Here is a 14,621-nt window from a genome sequence, read left to right on the forward strand (position 1 = left end):
AGTCCTCGGGATCAGCGGAACTGGTCGTGCAGGGTGGGCGGGAGGTCGAAGAGCGGGTCGCGGGTCAGCTCCGCGCGGCCCAGCGTGGTCAGGTGGGCCTCGTCGGGGCCGTCGAAGATCCGCATCGCGCGGTGCCAGCCCCAGAGCGAGGCGAGCGGCGTCGCATCGCTGATGCCGGCCGCGCCGTGCAGCTGGATGGCGCGGTCGATGACCGACAGCACCGCCCGCGGTACGGCGATCTTGGCCGCCGCGATGAGGTGCCGGGCGCCCTTGTTGCCCTCGGTGTCGACGGTGTGCGCGGCCAGGTGGCACAGCGCCCGCGCCTGGTCGAGCTCGACCCGCGACTCGGCGATCTTCTCGCGCACCGCGGACTGCTCGGCGAGCAGACCGCCGAACGCCGTGCGCGTCTTGGCCCGGTCGACCATCATCGCCAGCGCCCGCTCGCCGGCGCCGAGCGCCCGCATCACGTGGTGGATCCGGCCCGGCCCCAGCCGCATCTGGGCCGCGGCGAAGCCGCCACCCTCCTCGCCGAGCAGGTTGCCGACCGGCACCCGGGCGTCGGTGAACTCGATGATCGTGTGCCCGTGCTGGTCCTGCCGGCCGAAGACCGGGTACGAGCGCCCGATCGTCACGCCCGGGGTGTCGACCGGCACGATCACCATCGACTGCTGGCGGTGCGTGGCGGCGTCCGGATCGGTCTTGCCCATCACGATGAGCACCTGGCAGCGGGGGTCGGCGGCACCGGTGATCCACCACTTGCGGCCGTTGATGACGTACTCGTCGCCGTCGCGCTCGATGCGGGTCTCGATGTTGGTCGCGTCGGACGAGGCGACCGCCGGCTCGGTCATCGCGAACGCCGAGCGGATCTCACCGTCGAGCAGCGGCCGCAGCCAGCGATCCTGCTGCTCGGGGGTGCCGACGAGGTGCAGCAGCTCCATGTTGCCGGTGTCGGGCGCCTGGCAGTTCATCGCCTCGGGGGCGAGCTCGAGGCTCCACCCGGACAGCTCGGCCAGCGGCGCGTACTCCAGCTGGGTCAGTCCCGACTCGCTCGGCAGGAAGAGGTTCCACAGGCCGCGCTCGCGCGCCTTGGCCTTGAGCTCCTCGACCACCGGCGGCACGGTGTGGTCGTCGGCGCCCGCCTCGTCGCGGTGGCGCTCGTAGGCCTCCTCGGCCGGGAACACCTCGTCGGCGAGGAAGCGCTTCAGCTCGTCGTACAGGCGCACGGCCTGGTCGCTGGGGGCCGCATAGGCCGGGTACATGGGAGACGGGCCGGTCATGGGCCCCACTATGGCCTAAGCGCTAGGACGCGCAGGCGCCGGTGTTGACCTCGGCGTCGGCCGCGACACCCGCCCGGGCGCTGGCCGAGACCTGCTGGGCGGTCAGCGCGTAGCCGGTCTCGGGATCGGTGACCGAGGCGGCGAAGACCACGCCGGCGACCTTGCCCTGGGGCGTGACGATCGGTCCACCGGAGTTGCCGGGGCGGACCAGTCCGCGCAACGAGTAGACCTCGCGCACGACGGTGCCGTCGCCGTAGATGTCGGGCGAGCGGAGGTTCTGCTTGGCGCGCACCCGCGCGGTCTAGACGTCGAACGGCCCGTCCTGGGGGTAGCCGACGATCGCGACCGGGTCACCGGCGCCGACGCCCTTGTCGAACGGGAGCACCGGGGTGTCCTCGGTCTCGAGGGCCAGTACGGCGATGTCGAGCTTGCGGTCGTAGTGGACGACGCGGGCGAGCTCGGTGCCGCCGCCGATGCTGACCTCGGGGTCCTCGACGCCGGCGACGACGTGGGCGTTGGTCATCACGCGGTCCTGGGCGATGACGAAGCCGGTGCCCTCGACGCCGCGCCCGCAGCGGTTGGCGCCGCGGATCTTGACCACGCTCGACCGGGTCGCCTTGACCTTGGCCGTGCCGGGCAGCTCGGACGGGCCCGGCGCGACCTCGACGATCTGCTCGGGCGCGAACGGCTCGAGGTAGCGCGGGAAGAAGCCCGTGCCGACGACGTTGTTGAAGGCCTGGAGTGCGTTGGGTGCCGACTCGGGCAGCACGCCGTTGACCTTGGCCAGGACCGCCGAGCTGCGCACCATCGAGGTGATCGGGCCGATCCGGGTGCCGGAGATCGCGACGCCGAGGGCCCAGGCCACCAGCAGCACCGCCAAGGCGCTCAGCAGCGCGCCGCCGATCGCGTCGACGGCCCGCGCGGGCTGCCAGGTGATCCGCTCACGGACCCGCGCGCCGGCGTACTGGAGCAGCGCCTGGCCCAGCGAGGCGCACAGGATGACGATGAACAGCGCCCCGAGCGAGACCGCCAGCGAGGGCTCCAGCCCGCCCAGCACCAGCGGCGCGAGCAGGATGCCGCCCAGGCCGCCGGAGAGCAGGCCGATGGTGGCGAAGGCGCCGGTGATGAAGCCCTGCCAGTAACCCGACAGGGCGTAGGCAGCGACCAGCAGCAGAAGCAGCCAGTCGAGCAGGTTCACTGGCTCACTCGTTCGGCTCCAGGAGGTCCATGCCGTCTCCCGCGTCGTCGTCGTCGGCTGCCCGAGCGGTACGACGGACGTACTCGGCGAGCATGTACTCCGGGAGATCATGCACCGGCGGGTCGCTCACCGGGGGGAGCCACCCGAGGAAGTCGAAGAATCGGGTCAGGATGCCGCCGGTGAATCCCCACAGGATGACGTCCTTGTCGGGGCCGATCAGGAAGCCCGGACCGGTCCAGCCGCCGGGGTGGCGCACCTGGATCCGGTGCTCGGGATCGAACAGCTCGGACAGCGGCACCCGGTGGATCGCGTGCACCTCTTGGGGCGAGGCCACCCGGATCGGGCCGGGCTCACGCCACCAGCCCAGGATCGGCGTCACCGCGAAGTTGGACGGCGGCAGCCACAGCTCGGGCAGGCTCGCGAAGACCTCGACCCCGGCCGGATCGACGCCGATCTCCTCCTGCGCCTCGCGCAGCGCCGCCTCGACCGCCGTCTCACCGGGGTCGATACTGCCGCCGGGGAAGGAGACCTGGCCCGGGTGCGAGCGCATGTCGTGGGCGCGCTCGGTGAGCAGGACGTCGTGCTCGCCGAGGAGCATGAGCACCGCGCCGCGTCGTACCGGACGGTCCTTGGGGGGCAGGAACGCCGTGAGGTCGCTGCCCTCGATCGCCCGCGCGCCCTCGGCGACGGGCACCAGCCACTCGGGCAGGCCGTCGGGGAGGGCGCTCACGACGCGGCCTTGGCGGTGAGGTCGAGGCCGAGATTCTCCTTGACGAGCTCGACCACCTCGTCGGGCGAGGACACCCCGCCCGCGTGGGGCCGGGAGATCGTGCCGTCCTCGTGGACGAACAGGAAGAACGGCAGACCGGCGCCGAGCTCGGTCTTGGTGTCCTGGAGGTCGCCGCAGCCGTCGGCGAGCGAGGGATAGGTGACGCCGCTGATCCGGGCCAGGTCGATCGCCGCGCCCGGGTAGGTGTCGAGGTAGTTGACGCCGATCACGGTGACCTGGTCGCCGTACTTCTCGTAGAACTTCTGCAGTGCCGGCATCTCCTTGCGGCACGGGGCGCAGTTGGACGCCCAGAAGTTGATCAACGCCGGCCCGTGGATCTCGGAGAGGGACGCGCCCTTCTCGCCGCCGAGGCAGTCGAGCCGGAGGTCGGGCAGCTCGGCCGCCGCCCCGTCACCCGTCGACCAGTCACCCGGCACGCAGTCGGCGATGCCGGCCGCCTCGCGGTCCTTGACCAGGTCGGGCGTCGTGGCGTCGACCTTGCAGGCGAACGCCGGGGCGACGCTGTCGCAGCCGGTGAGCAGGACTCCCGCCGCCACCAGCGCCACGAAGAGGGCGGAGAGGCGTCGGGCCATCAGTTGGGCCCCTCGGTCCGGACCAGCTTCTCCGCCTCGACCGGGTCGGTCGGGCCGGTGCCGTAGGACGGGCACCAGCGGGCCACCGGGCAGGCCCCGCACGCGGGCTTCTTGGCGTGGCAGCGGCGCCGGCCGTGCCAGATCAGGTGGTGGGAGAGCATCGTCCAGTCGCGCTTGGGGAAGAGCGCGCCGACCGCGTGCTCGACCTTGACCGGATCGGTCTCGTCGGTGAAGCCGAGCCGGCGGGCCAGCCGGCCGAAGTGGGTGTCGACGGTGATGCCGGGGACGTCGAAGGCGTTGCCGAGCACCACGTTGGCGGTCTTGCGGCCGACCCCGGGCAGCGTCACGAGGTCCTCGAGGCGGCCGGGGACCTGGCCGTCGTACGTCTCGACGAGGGCGGCGCTCAGCTTGAGCAGCGACTCGGTCTTGGCCCGGAAGAAGCCCAGCGGCCCGACGATCTGCTCCAGGTGGGCGCGGTCGGCCGCGGCCATCGACGCCGGGTCGGGATAGGCCGCGAACAGCGTCGGGCGCACCGCGTTGACCCGCTTGTCGGTGGTCTGGGCCGAGAGCACGGTGACGACCAGGCACTCGAAGGCGTTGTCGAAGTCGAGCTCGGCCTTGGCGTCGGGATAGGTCTCGGCGAGGATCCGGTCGATCTTGCGCGCCCGGCGGACGAGCTGGGTCGACGTCTCGTCGCTGGTGTCGATCGGCCGCACGGAGGCCACCCTACGGTGTGCCTCCGACAGCCTCGGGCGGCGTGTCCGCAGGCTGCGGACCCGCGCGCCTGTTAGGTGTGACATGTCGCACTGGCTAGGATGCCGCAGACCGGGTTTTACGCAACTTTGGAGGAAGCGTGGACAACGACGTACTCCGTCAGGCGCCACTGTTCAGTGCCCTCGACGACGAGGCCATGGCAGCGCTGCGCACGTCGCTGGCCACCACGCGGCTGCGCCGCGGTGAGGTGCTGTTCCACGAGGGCGACAGCGGCGACAAGCTGTACGTCGTCCTCGAGGGCAAGGTGAAGCTCGGCCGCACGTCCTCCGACGGCCGCGAGAACCTGCTCGCGATCATGGGACCGGGCCAGATGTTCGGCGAGCTCTCGCTCTTCGACCCGGGCCCGCGCTCGGCCACGGTCACCTGCGTGACCGACGCCGAGTTCGCCTCGCTGTCCCACGAGGACCTGCTGCGCTGGCTCGAGGGTCGCCCCGTCGTGGCCCGCGGCCTGCTCGCCCAGCTGGCCGCGCGCCTGCGCAAGGCCAACGACGTCGTCGCCGACCTCGTCTTCTCCGACGTGCCCGGCCGCGTCGCCAAGGCGCTGCTCGACCTCGCCGAGCGCTTCGGTCGCACCGCCGACGACGGCGTCCACGTGCACCACGACCTCACCCAGGAGGAGCTCGCCCAGCTGGTCGGCGCCTCCCGCGAGACGGTCAACAAGGCGCTCGCCGACTTCGCCTCGCGTGGTTGGCTGCGGCTCGAGCCGCGCTCGGTCGTCATCCTCGACATGGAGCGGATGTCGCGCCGCGCCCGCTGACCGGCGCGGAGAGATTTCTCCGGACCCGACACCCCCGGACCCCCTCGTCCACGCGTAGTTAGGGGCGAAAGGGGGTCGGCTGCATGCACGACACGTCTCGAGAAGCGTTCGAGGACTTCGTCCTGGCGCGCTCGCGTGCGCTGATCCGCACCGCGTGCCTCCTCACCGGAGACGCCCACCTCGCGGAGGACCTCGTGCAGACGGCACTCTTCAAGGCCGCGCGCGCGTGGCACCGGATCGAGGGCGACCCCGAGCCCTACGTACGGCGGATCCTCTACCACCAGAACATCTCCTGGTGGCGGCGGCGCAAGGTCGCAGAGGCCCTCACCCCCGCCCACGACGACACGACCGGCGGCTCCCCCGGTCTCGATGCCGACCTGCGGCTGAGCCTGGAGGCGGCGCTCGCCCAGCTCACCCGACGCCAGCGTTCGGTGCTCGTGCTGCGCTACTTCGAGGACCTCACCGAGGTGCAGACCGGGAAGGCCCTCGGCATCGGCGCCGGCACCGTGAAGTCCACCGCCCGCGAAGCGCTCGCCCGGCTCCGGGCCCTCGCCCCACACCTCGAGGAGCTCCTGGAGGGCGCAGCATGAGCGGCGAACGCCTGCGGACCGAGCTGCACCGGATCGCCGACCGGGCGCCGGAGATCCCTGTCCCCGACGACCTCTTCACCCGGGGCCGGCGCGCGCACACGCGGGCCCGGGTGCTCGGTGCCGTCCTCGCGGTCGGCTGCCTCGCCCTGCTGGCCGCCCTCGTGGTGCCACTGCTACGGCCCGGCGCCACGCCAATCGCCGGCGGCGGTGCGACGGCGGGCGTGCCCGATCGCCTGTACGGCGTGCCCGACGACGCCCGGCGGCAGGAAGTCGGCGACACCGGTGTGCGGCGCGGTGCCGTCGTCCTGCTGACCGATCGTTCGCGCGCGACACTGGTGGACGCCTACGACGGCAGCTACCACCCGCTGGAGCTGCCCGGCTTCCTCAACGACACCGAGCGAGCGAACGGCGGCTACCTGTCGAACCCGCCGGTCGCGCTGTCCCCGGACGGCACCCGCCTGGTGTGGGGCTGGGTCGACGGCGACGAGGGCGGTCTCCGGATCGCCGACCTGTCGTCCGGTCGGGTCCGTGAGGTCCCGCTGTCCACCGACGAGGGCGCCGGCCTGCTGGTGATGACGGTGACCTGGTCGGCCAACGGGCGCTGGCTGGCCTGGGACGGCCCGCAGATCGACCGGTGGACCGACGACGCCCGCACCGGCAACCCGTCGTTCGCGGGCGTTCTCGCGGCCGAGGACGGCCGATCGAGCACGGTCGTGGTCGGCGACGGGGGCTGGAGCGGTCCGAACGGGGTCGCGGTGTCCGACGACGGCGCGCTCGTCGCGGTCAGCGGCGACACCATGGTGCGCGCGGACGAGCGGTACCACCTCACCCTGTCCGACCAGGCCGAGATGACGGGCCTGCGGTTCGACGGCGACCGCGTGGTGGCGATCGTGACGGGTCGCGGAGCGGGACGACCCACCGAGCTGGTCGAGCTGCCGAGCGGCCGCCGGCTCAGTGCCCTGCCCGGCCCGTTGCCGGCCGAGCTGGGCGCGCTCGACGCGCGCCACCTCGTGCACCTGTCGAGCGGGCCAGCCGATTCCAACGGACCCGGCGACCCGGAGGTGCGGATCGTCGACCCGCAGAGGCCGAGCCAGGCACCCGTCGTGATCAAGGTCCCGGACGACGCTCGCCCTGCCTCGCTCGCGCTCGACCTGATGTCCCTCGACCGGCCCACGGTCGAACGCCCGGAGCCGTCCTGGCCGTGGTGGACCGGCAAGGAGCGCCCCCTCCTCGACGTCACGGGAGCCCTGGTCCTGGGCGGCCTCGCCGCCCTGCTGTGGGTCCGTGCGCGCAGGCGGCCACGAACGAGGACGGCCCCGTCGCCCACGCTCACGCGCGGACGACGGGGCCGGTAGGACGGGTCGGTCAGGCCCGGCGGCGCCGGACCAGCAGCAGCCCGCCCAGCAGGAGCAGACCACCGAGCAGACCCGGCTCGAGCAGCGCGGGCGCACCGGTGCCGGGCAGGGCCGTCGCGGTCGGCGTACCGCCGCCGCTGGAGGCGCCGTTGTCGACCTCGCCGCCGACCTCACCCTCGACCTCGGCGACGACGGTCACCGTGAAGGTGGCGCTGGACGTGCCGGCCCGGGCGACCACGGTCGCCGGGTCGGACGCCGTGCAGGTCACGGTCGTCGTACCGACCTCGAAGGTGCTGCCCGACGCGGGCGTGCAGCTCACCGGCACCTCGCCGTGGACCAGGTCGGTCGCGGTGGCCTGGTAGGTCACCACGGCACCCTCGTCACCGGTCGCGTCGACGCTGAAGTCAGCGGGGACGGTGATCACCGGGGCGGTGGTGTCCTCGACGCTCACCGTGAACGTGTCGCTCGCGGTGCCGCCCCACTGGTCCTCGACCGCGCAGCGCACCGTCGTGGTCCCCAGCGCGAACGTCGCGCCCGGGGCCACCACGGGACCGGAGCCGTCGGCGCCGGTGCGGCACTCGGCCGGCAAGGCGGTGTCGACGAAGTCGCGACCGCCGGCCGCGAAGTCGACCGGCGCACCGTCCGGACCGGTGGCCTCGGCCACGAGGTCGTCGGGGACGCTGATGGTCGGCGCCGGCGCCAGGACCCGCACCGAGAGCGAGAGCAGGTCGCTCTCGTTGCCCGCCGCGTCCTTGGAGCGGCAGGTGAAGGTGCCCGTCCCGATGGGTGCGACGCTGCCGGAGGCCCGGGTGCAGGTGACCTGGGGTGCCGGGTCGACGGCGTCCGTCGTGGTCGTCGTGTAGGTGAGGACCGCGCCGTCCGCGCTGGTGGCGGTGAGCACGAAGCCGCGGCTGTCGGTGACCGGGTCGTAGACCGCCTCGGGTACGTCGATCGTCGGCGCCGTCGTGTCGGCCACGGTGACGTCGAAGGAGTCCGTGGCCCGCTTGCCGCGCGAGTTGAGCGCGCTCGTGCAGGTGACGGTCGTCGTACCGATCGCGAAGGTGTCACCCGACGCCACCGGTACGTCGCCCGGGCGCACGCAGCTCGCGCTCAGCGCCCCGTCGATCGGGTCGTTGGCCGAGACCGTGAACGGGACCGCGGCGCCCGCGGCACTCGTCGCCTCGATCTCCTGGTCGGCGGGAACGGTGATCGTCGGCGCCGGGTCGTTGACGACCACGGTGAACTTCTGGAACTTGAAGTCGATCGGGTTGAGCAGGCTGAACCGGCCCCACAGGCACGCGCCGTAGGTGGTGCCGATCGGGAACTGCTTGGTGGCGTGGAAGAACCGGGTGCCGGTGGCACCGAGGAACTGGATCCCCAGCAGGTCCTGGGGGCTGTTCACCTCGACCGGGCTGACCACGCAGGCGCCCGCGACGATGCTCTGGCTCGCCCAGCCGCCGCTGATCGTGAAGTCCACGTCGACCTGCGCGCCGTTGACGCTGGTGGCGGTGCGGACGATCGGGTTCTCGCCCTCGATCACCGGGCCGGGGGCGGCCTGCGGGGCCGCCTGGGGTACGGCCTGCGGGACGGCCTGCTTGGTCTTGCCGGGGGTCTTGGCCGGGGGTGCCGGCGCGGGCTCGGGCTCGGGGGCCGGCTCCGGGGTCGGGGTCGGCGCGGGCTCGGGCTCGGGCTCGGGGGCCGGCTCGGGCTCCGGAGTGGGCTCGGGAGTCGGGGTGACCTCGGGTTCGGTCACGGGCGGGGCCGGGGCGGGCTCGACCTCGCCGTCGGCGTAGGAGGGCGGCGCGACGAGCACGCCGGCCAGGAGGAAGGCAGCGGCGGCGAGGAGCCGGGCATGCCGAGAACGGGGTCTTTCGGGGGGAGGGAGCATCCCTCCATGGTCAGCGAGCGCTCTCGCTGCGTCCCGCTTTTCGGCGAACTGCCGCCAATTCTTCTTAGCGCCGGCGGGCCAGGTAGGCCAGCTGCGCGCGGACCGACGACTCCGCCGCTCCCCAGAGCGACTCGTCGACATCGGCGTAGACCACCTCGACCACCTGGCGCGGCAGCGTGGGGTGCTCGGCGACGTCGGGCGGCAGGTCGGTCGGCGTGAGGCCGAGCCGGGGCAGCGCGGCCTCGACCTGGGCGAGCCGGTCGCGCCGGTGCACGACGTAGTGGTCCAGGACGTCGGCCGCATCGGGCAGCACCGGCCCGTGCGCGGGCCACAGCGAGCCGACCCGGCCCTCGGTGACGAGCGCGCGCATGCGGGCGATCGAGTCGAAGTACGAGCCGAGGTCGCCGTCAGGGTGCACGATGACCGTCGTCCCGCGGCCGAGCACCATGTCGCCGGTCAGCAGGGCGCCGTCGGCCTCGACGAGCAGCGAGATCGAGTCGGTGGTGTGACCGGGCGTGGTGAGCACCTCGATGTCCAGACCACCCACGGAGAGCACCTCACCGTCGGTGAGCGGGTCCGAGCGCCAGCACTGCGCCGGGTCGAGACCGCGCACGCCGCAGCCCATCCGCTCGGCGAACGAGCGGGCGGCCTCGGTGTGGTCGTAGTGGTGGTGGGTGACCACCACGGCGTCCACCTGGCCGGCCACCGCGGCGACGGCGTCGAGGTGGCCGTCGTCCAGGGGGCCGGGGTCGACGACGATCGAGCGGTCCGAGCCGGGCTCGCGCAGGATCCAGGTGTTGGTGCCGTCGAGCGTCATGATCCCGGGGTTGGGCGCGAGGACGCAGCGCCCGCGGTCGCCGTACGGGCCGCCGGACCAGGGCTCGCTCACGAGCCCGACCGCCGCTGGGCCACGAGCGGGCGCAGCCCGTCGGGCATCGAGAGGGTGAAGCCCTCGCCGAGCGGCTCGACGGACGGCGTGAACATCTCGACCGAGCGACCGGTGCTGGCCGCCAGGACCGCCTCGGGAGTGGCGTGGGTGCCGACCTCGAGACAGGTCAGGTACGTCGGCGGCAGCATCGCCAGCTCACCCCGGTCCGCCTGGTCGGCAGCGTCGGCGGCCGGGATCCAGACCACCTCGGAGGACTCGCTGGAGACGTCGCGCGTCACCTGCCCCTCGGGCAGCCGGGCCACGAAGAACCACGTCCGGTAGCGCTTCGGCTCGAAGACCGGCGTCAGCCAACCGCTCCAGATGCCCAGCAGGTCGGTCCGCAGCACGAGCCCGCGCTGGTCGAGGAAGTCGGTCATCGACAGCTCCCGCGACTCCAGCGCGACCCGGTCGGCCTCCCAGTCGTCGCCGGTCGTGTCGGCGACCACGCTGTCGGCCGAGGTGCCGGCGAGCAGCACGCCGGACTCCTCGAACGTCTCGCGCACCGCCGCACAGATCAGCGCCCGGGCGACGTCCTCACTGGTGCCGAGCCGCGCCGCCCACTCCGCCGGCGTGGGCCCGGCCCAGGCGACCGTGTGGTCGTAGTCGCGCGGGTCGACGCCGCCACCGGGGAACACGCACATGCCCCCGGCGAACGCCATCGTCGTGTGCCGGCGCAGCAGGTAGATCTCGGGCCGGCCGTCGGCCCCGGCCCGCTGCAGCACGACCGTCGCGGCATCACGCGGGACGGCCGGCTCGCGCCGGCCGTCGGCGTACTCCGCGGCGAGGTCGGCGAGGTGAGCGGGCAGCGGGACCGGCGGCAACGGGATCCGTCCCCTCGGTCCGCGCGCGTCTCCGGCGGCACCGCCGGATCCCCGCAGACCGCTGTCGGCTCGCGGTTCCCGACCGGCGGCACCGCCTCCCGCCGCGCTGCCGGACATCAGGCAGCGCCGACGATCTCGGCGATCACCTCGACCTCGACGGGCGCGTCGAGCGGCAGCACCGGTACGCCGACCGCGGAGCGCGCGTGCACACCCGCGTCGCCGAACACCTCGCCGAGCAGCTCCGAGGCGCCGTTGGCGACCCCCGGCTGACCGGTGAAGTCGGGCGTGGACGCGACGAACGCGACCACCTTGACGATGCGCACGGTGCTCAGGTCACCAGCGATCGAGCGGATCGCCGCGATCGCGTTGAGCGCGCACTGCCGCGCACAGGCGTAGGCGTCCTCGGCGCTCACCTCGGCACCGACCTTGCCGGTCGCCATCAGGGCACCGTCGCGCATCGGCAGCTGGCCGGCCGTGTAGACGTGGTCACCGCTGCGCACGGCCGGCACGTAGACCGCCACCGGCGGCACGACGTCGGGGACGCTCAGGCCGAGCGCGGCGAGGCGCTCCTCGGGGGTCGGCACCTCAGGCCTCGGCCGGACGCTTGAAGTAGGCGATGTCGTTGCCGCCCTGGCCGGGGATGAGCGTGACGAGCTCCCACCCGTCCTGGCCGAAGTTGTTGAGGATCTGCGCCGCGACATGGTTGAGGACGGGCGCCACCTGGTACTCCCACTTGGTCATGGGGCCGACACTACTCAGCCCCGCGGACCTCAGCCGTAGCGGTTCACGACCCAGAGCAGCTCGCGGTAGGTGTCGTCCTCCTCCGGAGGCGGCGGGTCGACGTCCTGGGCGGTGCGCAGGCTCGTCGGGTCGATCGGCGGGGGCAGGTGGCGATAGCGCTCGGGCCCGGTCTGCTCGGCCATGGCGACTCCTTCCGGTACGCCGATCGTAGGCCGCCCCGGGGGGACACGGAAGGACGCAGGATCCACCCGTGGTCTGACGTCCGTCCCGGCCCCGCCGTCTACGGTGGCCCGGTGACCCGAGCCGACCGACAGCCGTGGCGGCTGGGCCCGCGCGGCGAGCGGTGGTTCGACCTCGGGCTGGTCGTCTTCCTGCTGCTGCCGGCGGTGCCCTACGTCTTCTTCGTCGACGTGGTCGACGGCCTGCTGATGATCGTCCAGATCACGCCGCTGCTGTGGCGCCGCCGGCACTCGGTCGCGGTGTTCACCGCGGTCGCGCTCGGCTGCGCCGCGCAGGCGGTGCTCACGGACACCCCGTTGTGGAGCCAGTTCGCGTTCCCCGTGGCGACCTACTCCGTCGCCCGGTACGCCGGCCCCCGGTGGGCGCTCGCCGCGCTCGGCACCGGCGTGGTCGGGGCCGCGATCGCGGCCGTGGACTGGCTGCGCGGGTTCGGCAACGAGATGACCACGCCCGAGAACGTGACGGCCTACTTCATCACCATCGCGCTCTTCGTCGTCGTGGCCTGGACGCTGGGCACCCTCGGCCGCACCCGCCAGGCGTACGTCGACGCGCTTGTCGAGCGCGGCGAGCGGCTCCAGCGCGAGGCCGCCCAGCAGGCGGCACTGGCCGCGATCGAGGAGCGGCACCGGATCGCCCGCGAGATGCACGACGTGGTGGCGCACGGGCTGACCACCATCGTGGTCCAGGCCGACGGAGCACGCGCCGCGGCGGCGCACGACCCGTCGGTGACCGGTCCGGCGCTGGGCACGATCGCGGCGACCGGGCGCGAGGCGATCGCCGAGCTGCGCCGGATGCTCGGCATCCTGCGCGCCGAGGGGGCGCCGACGACGCCGCAGCCGCGGCTCACCGACCTGACCGATCTCGTCGCCGAGGCGCAGGCGGCGGGGACGTCGGTCAGCGCCCAGCTCCCCGGGGCGGACACCCCGGTCTCCGACGGCGTCGCGCTGACGGCGTACCGGATCGTGCATGAGGCGCTCAGCAACGTCCGCAAGCACGCCGGTCCCGGGGCCGCGGCGACGGTCGGCGTCCGGGTCGATCGCGGCGCGCTCGAGATCACCGTCACCGACGACGGCCGCGGCGCCGCGGCCACCAACGACGGCCGGGGGCTCGGCCTGACCGGCATGCGAGAGCGGGTCGCGGCCCACGACGGCACGCTCGAAGCGGGCCCCGCGCCCGACGGCGGGTTCGCCCTGTGCGCGAGGATCCCCTTGTGAGTCCAGGGACCCAGGGAGAGCCGATCCGCGTGTTCCTCGTCGACGACCAGGAGCTGGTGCGCGCCGGGTTCCGGATGCTCATCGACAGCCAGCCCGACCTGTCCGTCGTCGGCGAGGCCGGCGACGGCGGCGAGGCGCTCGAGCGCCTGGCGGTGACCCGCTGCGACGTCGTCCTGATGGACGTGCGGATGCCGCGCCTCGACGGCGTCGAGGCCACCCGCCGCCTCACCGAGCAGGCCGATCCCCCGCAGGTGATCGTGCTGACCACGTTCGACCTCGACGAGTACGCCTTCGCCGCCATCCGCGCAGGCGCGGCCGCCTTCCTGCTCAAGGACGCGACTCCCGAGAACCTGCTCGGCGCGATCCGCACGGTCCACGCCGGCGACTCCGTCGTCGCGCCCAGCACCACCCGCCGGCTGCTGGAGCACTTCGCCGCCGCGCTGCCGGCGACCGCGGGCTCCCCCGACGGCACGGACGCCGACCGCCTCGCCGCGCTGACCGAGCGCGAGCGCGAGACGCTCGTCCTGGTGGGCCGCGGCTTCTCCAACGCCGAGATCGCCGCGGACTTCGTCGTCTCCGAGGCGACCGTCAAGACCCACATCGGCCGGCTGCTGGCCAAGACCGGCTCGCGCGACCGGGTCCAGCTGGTGGTGCTCGCCTACGAGACCGGCCTGGTCCGGCCGTGAGCGACGACGCCTGGGTCGCCCGTGCGGCCGCGGAGGCGGGCGCCGCCGTCGTCCGCGCCCGGTACGGCGGCACGCTGGTCCGCCACACCAAGGACGGCCTCGACTTCGCCACCGACGCCGACCTCGCCGCCGAGCGGGCGATCCTCGACGTCCTCGCCCGCGAGCGTCCCGGCGACCTGGTGGTCGGCGAGGAGCTCGGCGCCACCGGCGACCGCGACGCGTCCCGGCGCTGGCTGGTCGATCCCCTTTGCGGGACGCTCAACTTCGCCGCCGCCACTCCCCTGGTCGCCGTCAACGTCGCGCTCCAGGTCGACGGCCGGACCACCGCCGCCGCGGTCGTCGACCCCATCGCCCGGCAGACCTGGTCGACCGACGACCCGCCCACCCCGTCGTCCGCCTCGGGGCTGGTCGACATCAACGCCGACGGCCCCCTCGACGGCCCGTTCGCCGGCGCCCAGGTCATCGCGGATCCCGCGTTCCGCCGGGCTTTCGGGCCCCGGGTGCTGTCGACGACGCTGGCGCTGGCGTGGGTGTCCGACGGCCGGCGCGCGGGCTACGTGACCGACGGGGCGCCGGGCGCGCTGCACGACAGCGTCCACTTCGCGGCGGGGATCGCCGTCTGCCGCGCGGCGGGCTGCGTCGTCACCGACCTGCACGGTGGCGCCGTCGAGACCGGGCGCGGCCTCCTCGCCGCCGCCGACGAGCCCACCCACACCGCGCTCCTCGCCCTGCTCCGTCCGCACCTGGGCTGACGCCGCCGTCCACCCCACGTCGGACACCGGATCAACCC

The 14,621-nt window shown here is 73.6% G+C and carries 18 protein-coding genes; 6 read left to right on the plus strand and 12 right to left on the minus strand.

What is annotated here, in order from left to right; translation table 11 throughout:
* Positions 1-11: 11 nt before the first annotated feature.
* From CCO04_RS08825 to nth, 6 genes are read right to left on the minus strand one after another with little or no spacing between them, the layout of a single operon-like run.
* Positions 12-1,277, minus strand: coding sequence for an acyl-CoA dehydrogenase family protein (locus tag CCO04_RS08825; protein WP_252372851.1), 1,266 nt, complete (start codon positions 1,275-1,277; stop codon positions 12-14).
* 22 nt (positions 1,278-1,299) lie between these two features.
* Entirely contained in the window at positions 1,300-1,569 is a 270-nt protein-coding gene (locus CCO04_RS28435; RefSeq protein WP_252372852.1) for a hypothetical protein, read from the minus strand.
* A gap of 9 nt (positions 1,570-1,578) precedes the next feature.
* Positions 1,579-2,475, minus strand: coding sequence for a MarP family serine protease (locus CCO04_RS08830; protein ID WP_308281161.1), 897 nt, complete (start codon positions 2,473-2,475; stop codon positions 1,579-1,581).
* Between the two features lie 4 nt (positions 2,476-2,479).
* Positions 2,480-3,205, minus strand: coding sequence for a CoA pyrophosphatase (locus tag CCO04_RS08835; RefSeq protein WP_257753566.1), 726 nt, complete (start codon positions 3,203-3,205; stop codon positions 2,480-2,482).
* Positions 3,202-3,837: a TlpA disulfide reductase family protein gene (locus CCO04_RS08840; protein WP_215813710.1), complete on the minus strand. Its 636-nt coding sequence runs from the start codon at positions 3,835-3,837 to the stop codon at positions 3,202-3,204. Before CCO04_RS08840 ends, CCO04_RS08835 begins: the two co-directional genes overlap by 4 nt.
* Positions 3,837-4,553, minus strand: coding sequence for an endonuclease III (gene nth, locus CCO04_RS08845; RefSeq protein ID WP_308281162.1), 717 nt, complete (start codon positions 4,551-4,553; stop codon positions 3,837-3,839). The genes CCO04_RS08840 and nth overlap by 1 nt, the downstream gene beginning before the upstream one ends.
* 194 nt (positions 4,554-4,747) lie before the next feature.
* Here nth and CCO04_RS08850 point away from each other — a divergent pair, with 194 nt between their 5' ends.
* The 3 genes from CCO04_RS08850 (at position 4,748) to CCO04_RS08860 (ending at position 7,313) form a co-directional block, all read left to right on the plus strand.
* Positions 4,748-5,368, plus strand: coding sequence for a Crp/Fnr family transcriptional regulator (locus CCO04_RS08850; RefSeq protein ID WP_174249989.1), 621 nt, complete (start codon positions 4,748-4,750; stop codon positions 5,366-5,368).
* A gap of 83 nt (positions 5,369-5,451) precedes the next feature.
* Positions 5,452-5,958 (plus strand): SigE family RNA polymerase sigma factor, encoded by a 507-nt coding sequence (locus CCO04_RS08855; protein WP_215813712.1) that lies wholly within the window; start codon positions 5,452-5,454, stop codon positions 5,956-5,958.
* Positions 5,955-7,313, plus strand: coding sequence for a hypothetical protein (locus CCO04_RS08860; protein ID WP_215813713.1), 1,359 nt, complete (start codon positions 5,955-5,957; stop codon positions 7,311-7,313). The genes CCO04_RS08855 and CCO04_RS08860 overlap by 4 nt, the downstream gene beginning before the upstream one ends.
* A gap of 10 nt (positions 7,314-7,323) precedes the next feature.
* On the opposite strand, the gene CCO04_RS08865 is transcribed toward CCO04_RS08860, so the two are convergent.
* The 6 genes from CCO04_RS08865 to CCO04_RS08890 form a co-directional block, all read right to left on the minus strand.
* Positions 7,324-9,201 carry an HYR domain-containing protein gene (locus CCO04_RS08865; protein ID WP_215813714.1) on the minus strand — a complete coding sequence of 626 codons (1,878 nt, stop codon included), beginning with the start codon at positions 9,199-9,201 and terminating at the stop codon, positions 7,324-7,326.
* A gap of 64 nt (positions 9,202-9,265) precedes the next feature.
* Entirely contained in the window at positions 9,266-10,090 is an 825-nt protein-coding gene (locus tag CCO04_RS08870; protein WP_308281163.1) for an MBL fold metallo-hydrolase, read from the minus strand.
* Positions 10,087-10,950 carry an NUDIX domain-containing protein gene (locus tag CCO04_RS08875; RefSeq protein ID WP_252372853.1) on the minus strand — a complete coding sequence of 288 codons (864 nt, stop codon included), beginning with the start codon at positions 10,948-10,950 and terminating at the stop codon, positions 10,087-10,089. The genes CCO04_RS08870 and CCO04_RS08875 overlap by 4 nt, the downstream gene beginning before the upstream one ends.
* A gap of 116 nt (positions 10,951-11,066) precedes the next feature.
* Positions 11,067-11,534, minus strand: coding sequence for a RidA family protein (locus CCO04_RS08880; protein WP_215813716.1), 468 nt, complete (start codon positions 11,532-11,534; stop codon positions 11,067-11,069).
* A 1-nt stretch (position 11,535) separates the two neighbouring features.
* Positions 11,536-11,691 carry a DUF4177 domain-containing protein gene (locus CCO04_RS08885; RefSeq protein ID WP_215813717.1) on the minus strand — a complete coding sequence of 52 codons (156 nt, stop codon included), beginning with the start codon at positions 11,689-11,691 and terminating at the stop codon, positions 11,536-11,538.
* A gap of 29 nt (positions 11,692-11,720) precedes the next feature.
* On the minus strand, positions 11,721-11,873 hold the full coding sequence (locus CCO04_RS08890) for a hypothetical protein (RefSeq protein ID WP_215813718.1): 153 nt from the start codon (positions 11,871-11,873) through the stop codon (positions 11,721-11,723).
* Between the two features lie 111 nt (positions 11,874-11,984).
* Between CCO04_RS08890 and CCO04_RS28440 the strand changes: the two genes are divergently transcribed.
* Genes CCO04_RS28440 through CCO04_RS29710 form a run of 3 tightly spaced genes read left to right on the plus strand, consistent with a single transcriptional unit; the run spans position 11,985 to position 14,583 of the window.
* The gene (locus tag CCO04_RS28440) at positions 11,985-13,145 is read left to right on the plus strand and encodes a sensor histidine kinase (protein ID WP_215813719.1); all 1,161 of its coding nucleotides are present in this window, start codon (positions 11,985-11,987) and stop codon (positions 13,143-13,145) included.
* The gene (locus tag CCO04_RS08900) at positions 13,142-13,831 is read left to right on the plus strand and encodes a response regulator transcription factor (RefSeq protein ID WP_215813720.1); all 690 of its coding nucleotides are present in this window, start codon (positions 13,142-13,144) and stop codon (positions 13,829-13,831) included. Before CCO04_RS28440 ends, CCO04_RS08900 begins: the two co-directional genes overlap by 4 nt.
* A complete protein-coding gene (locus CCO04_RS29710) occupies positions 13,828-14,583 on the plus strand; it encodes an inositol monophosphatase family protein (protein ID WP_215813721.1) in 756 nt (251 codons plus the stop codon). Before CCO04_RS08900 ends, CCO04_RS29710 begins: the two co-directional genes overlap by 4 nt.
* The last annotated feature ends 38 nt before the right edge of the window (positions 14,584-14,621 follow it).

The organism is Pimelobacter sp. 30-1 (assembly GCF_018831735.1).
GTDB lineage: Bacteria > Actinomycetota > Actinomycetes > Propionibacteriales > Nocardioidaceae > Nocardioides.

What these genes read in the sequence shown, in the direction of transcription:
- CCO04_RS08825 (WP_252372851.1), bottom strand. Translation starts at nt 1,277, where the DNA reads ATGACCGGCCCGTCTCCCATGTACCCGGCCTATGCGGCCCCCAGCGAC.
- CCO04_RS08840 (WP_215813710.1), bottom strand. Translation starts at nt 3,837, where the DNA reads ATGGCCCGACGCCTCTCCGCCCTCTTCGTGGCGCTGGTGGCGGCGGGA.
- CCO04_RS08850 (WP_174249989.1), top strand. Translation starts at nt 4,748, where the DNA reads ATGGCAGCGCTGCGCACGTCGCTGGCCACCACGCGGCTGCGCCGCGGT.
- CCO04_RS08855 (WP_215813712.1), top strand. Translation starts at nt 5,452, where the DNA reads ATGCACGACACGTCTCGAGAAGCGTTCGAGGACTTCGTCCTGGCGCGC.
- CCO04_RS08860 (WP_215813713.1), top strand. Translation starts at nt 5,955, where the DNA reads ATGAGCGGCGAACGCCTGCGGACCGAGCTGCACCGGATCGCCGACCGG.
- CCO04_RS08865 (WP_215813714.1), bottom strand. Translation starts at nt 9,201, where the DNA reads ATGCTCCCTCCCCCCGAAAGACCCCGTTCTCGGCATGCCCGGCTCCTC.
- CCO04_RS08885 (WP_215813717.1), bottom strand. Translation starts at nt 11,691, where the DNA reads ATGACCAAGTGGGAGTACCAGGTGGCGCCCGTCCTCAACCATGTCGCG.
- CCO04_RS08890 (WP_215813718.1), bottom strand. Translation starts at nt 11,873, where the DNA reads ATGGCCGAGCAGACCGGGCCCGAGCGCTATCGCCACCTGCCCCCGCCG.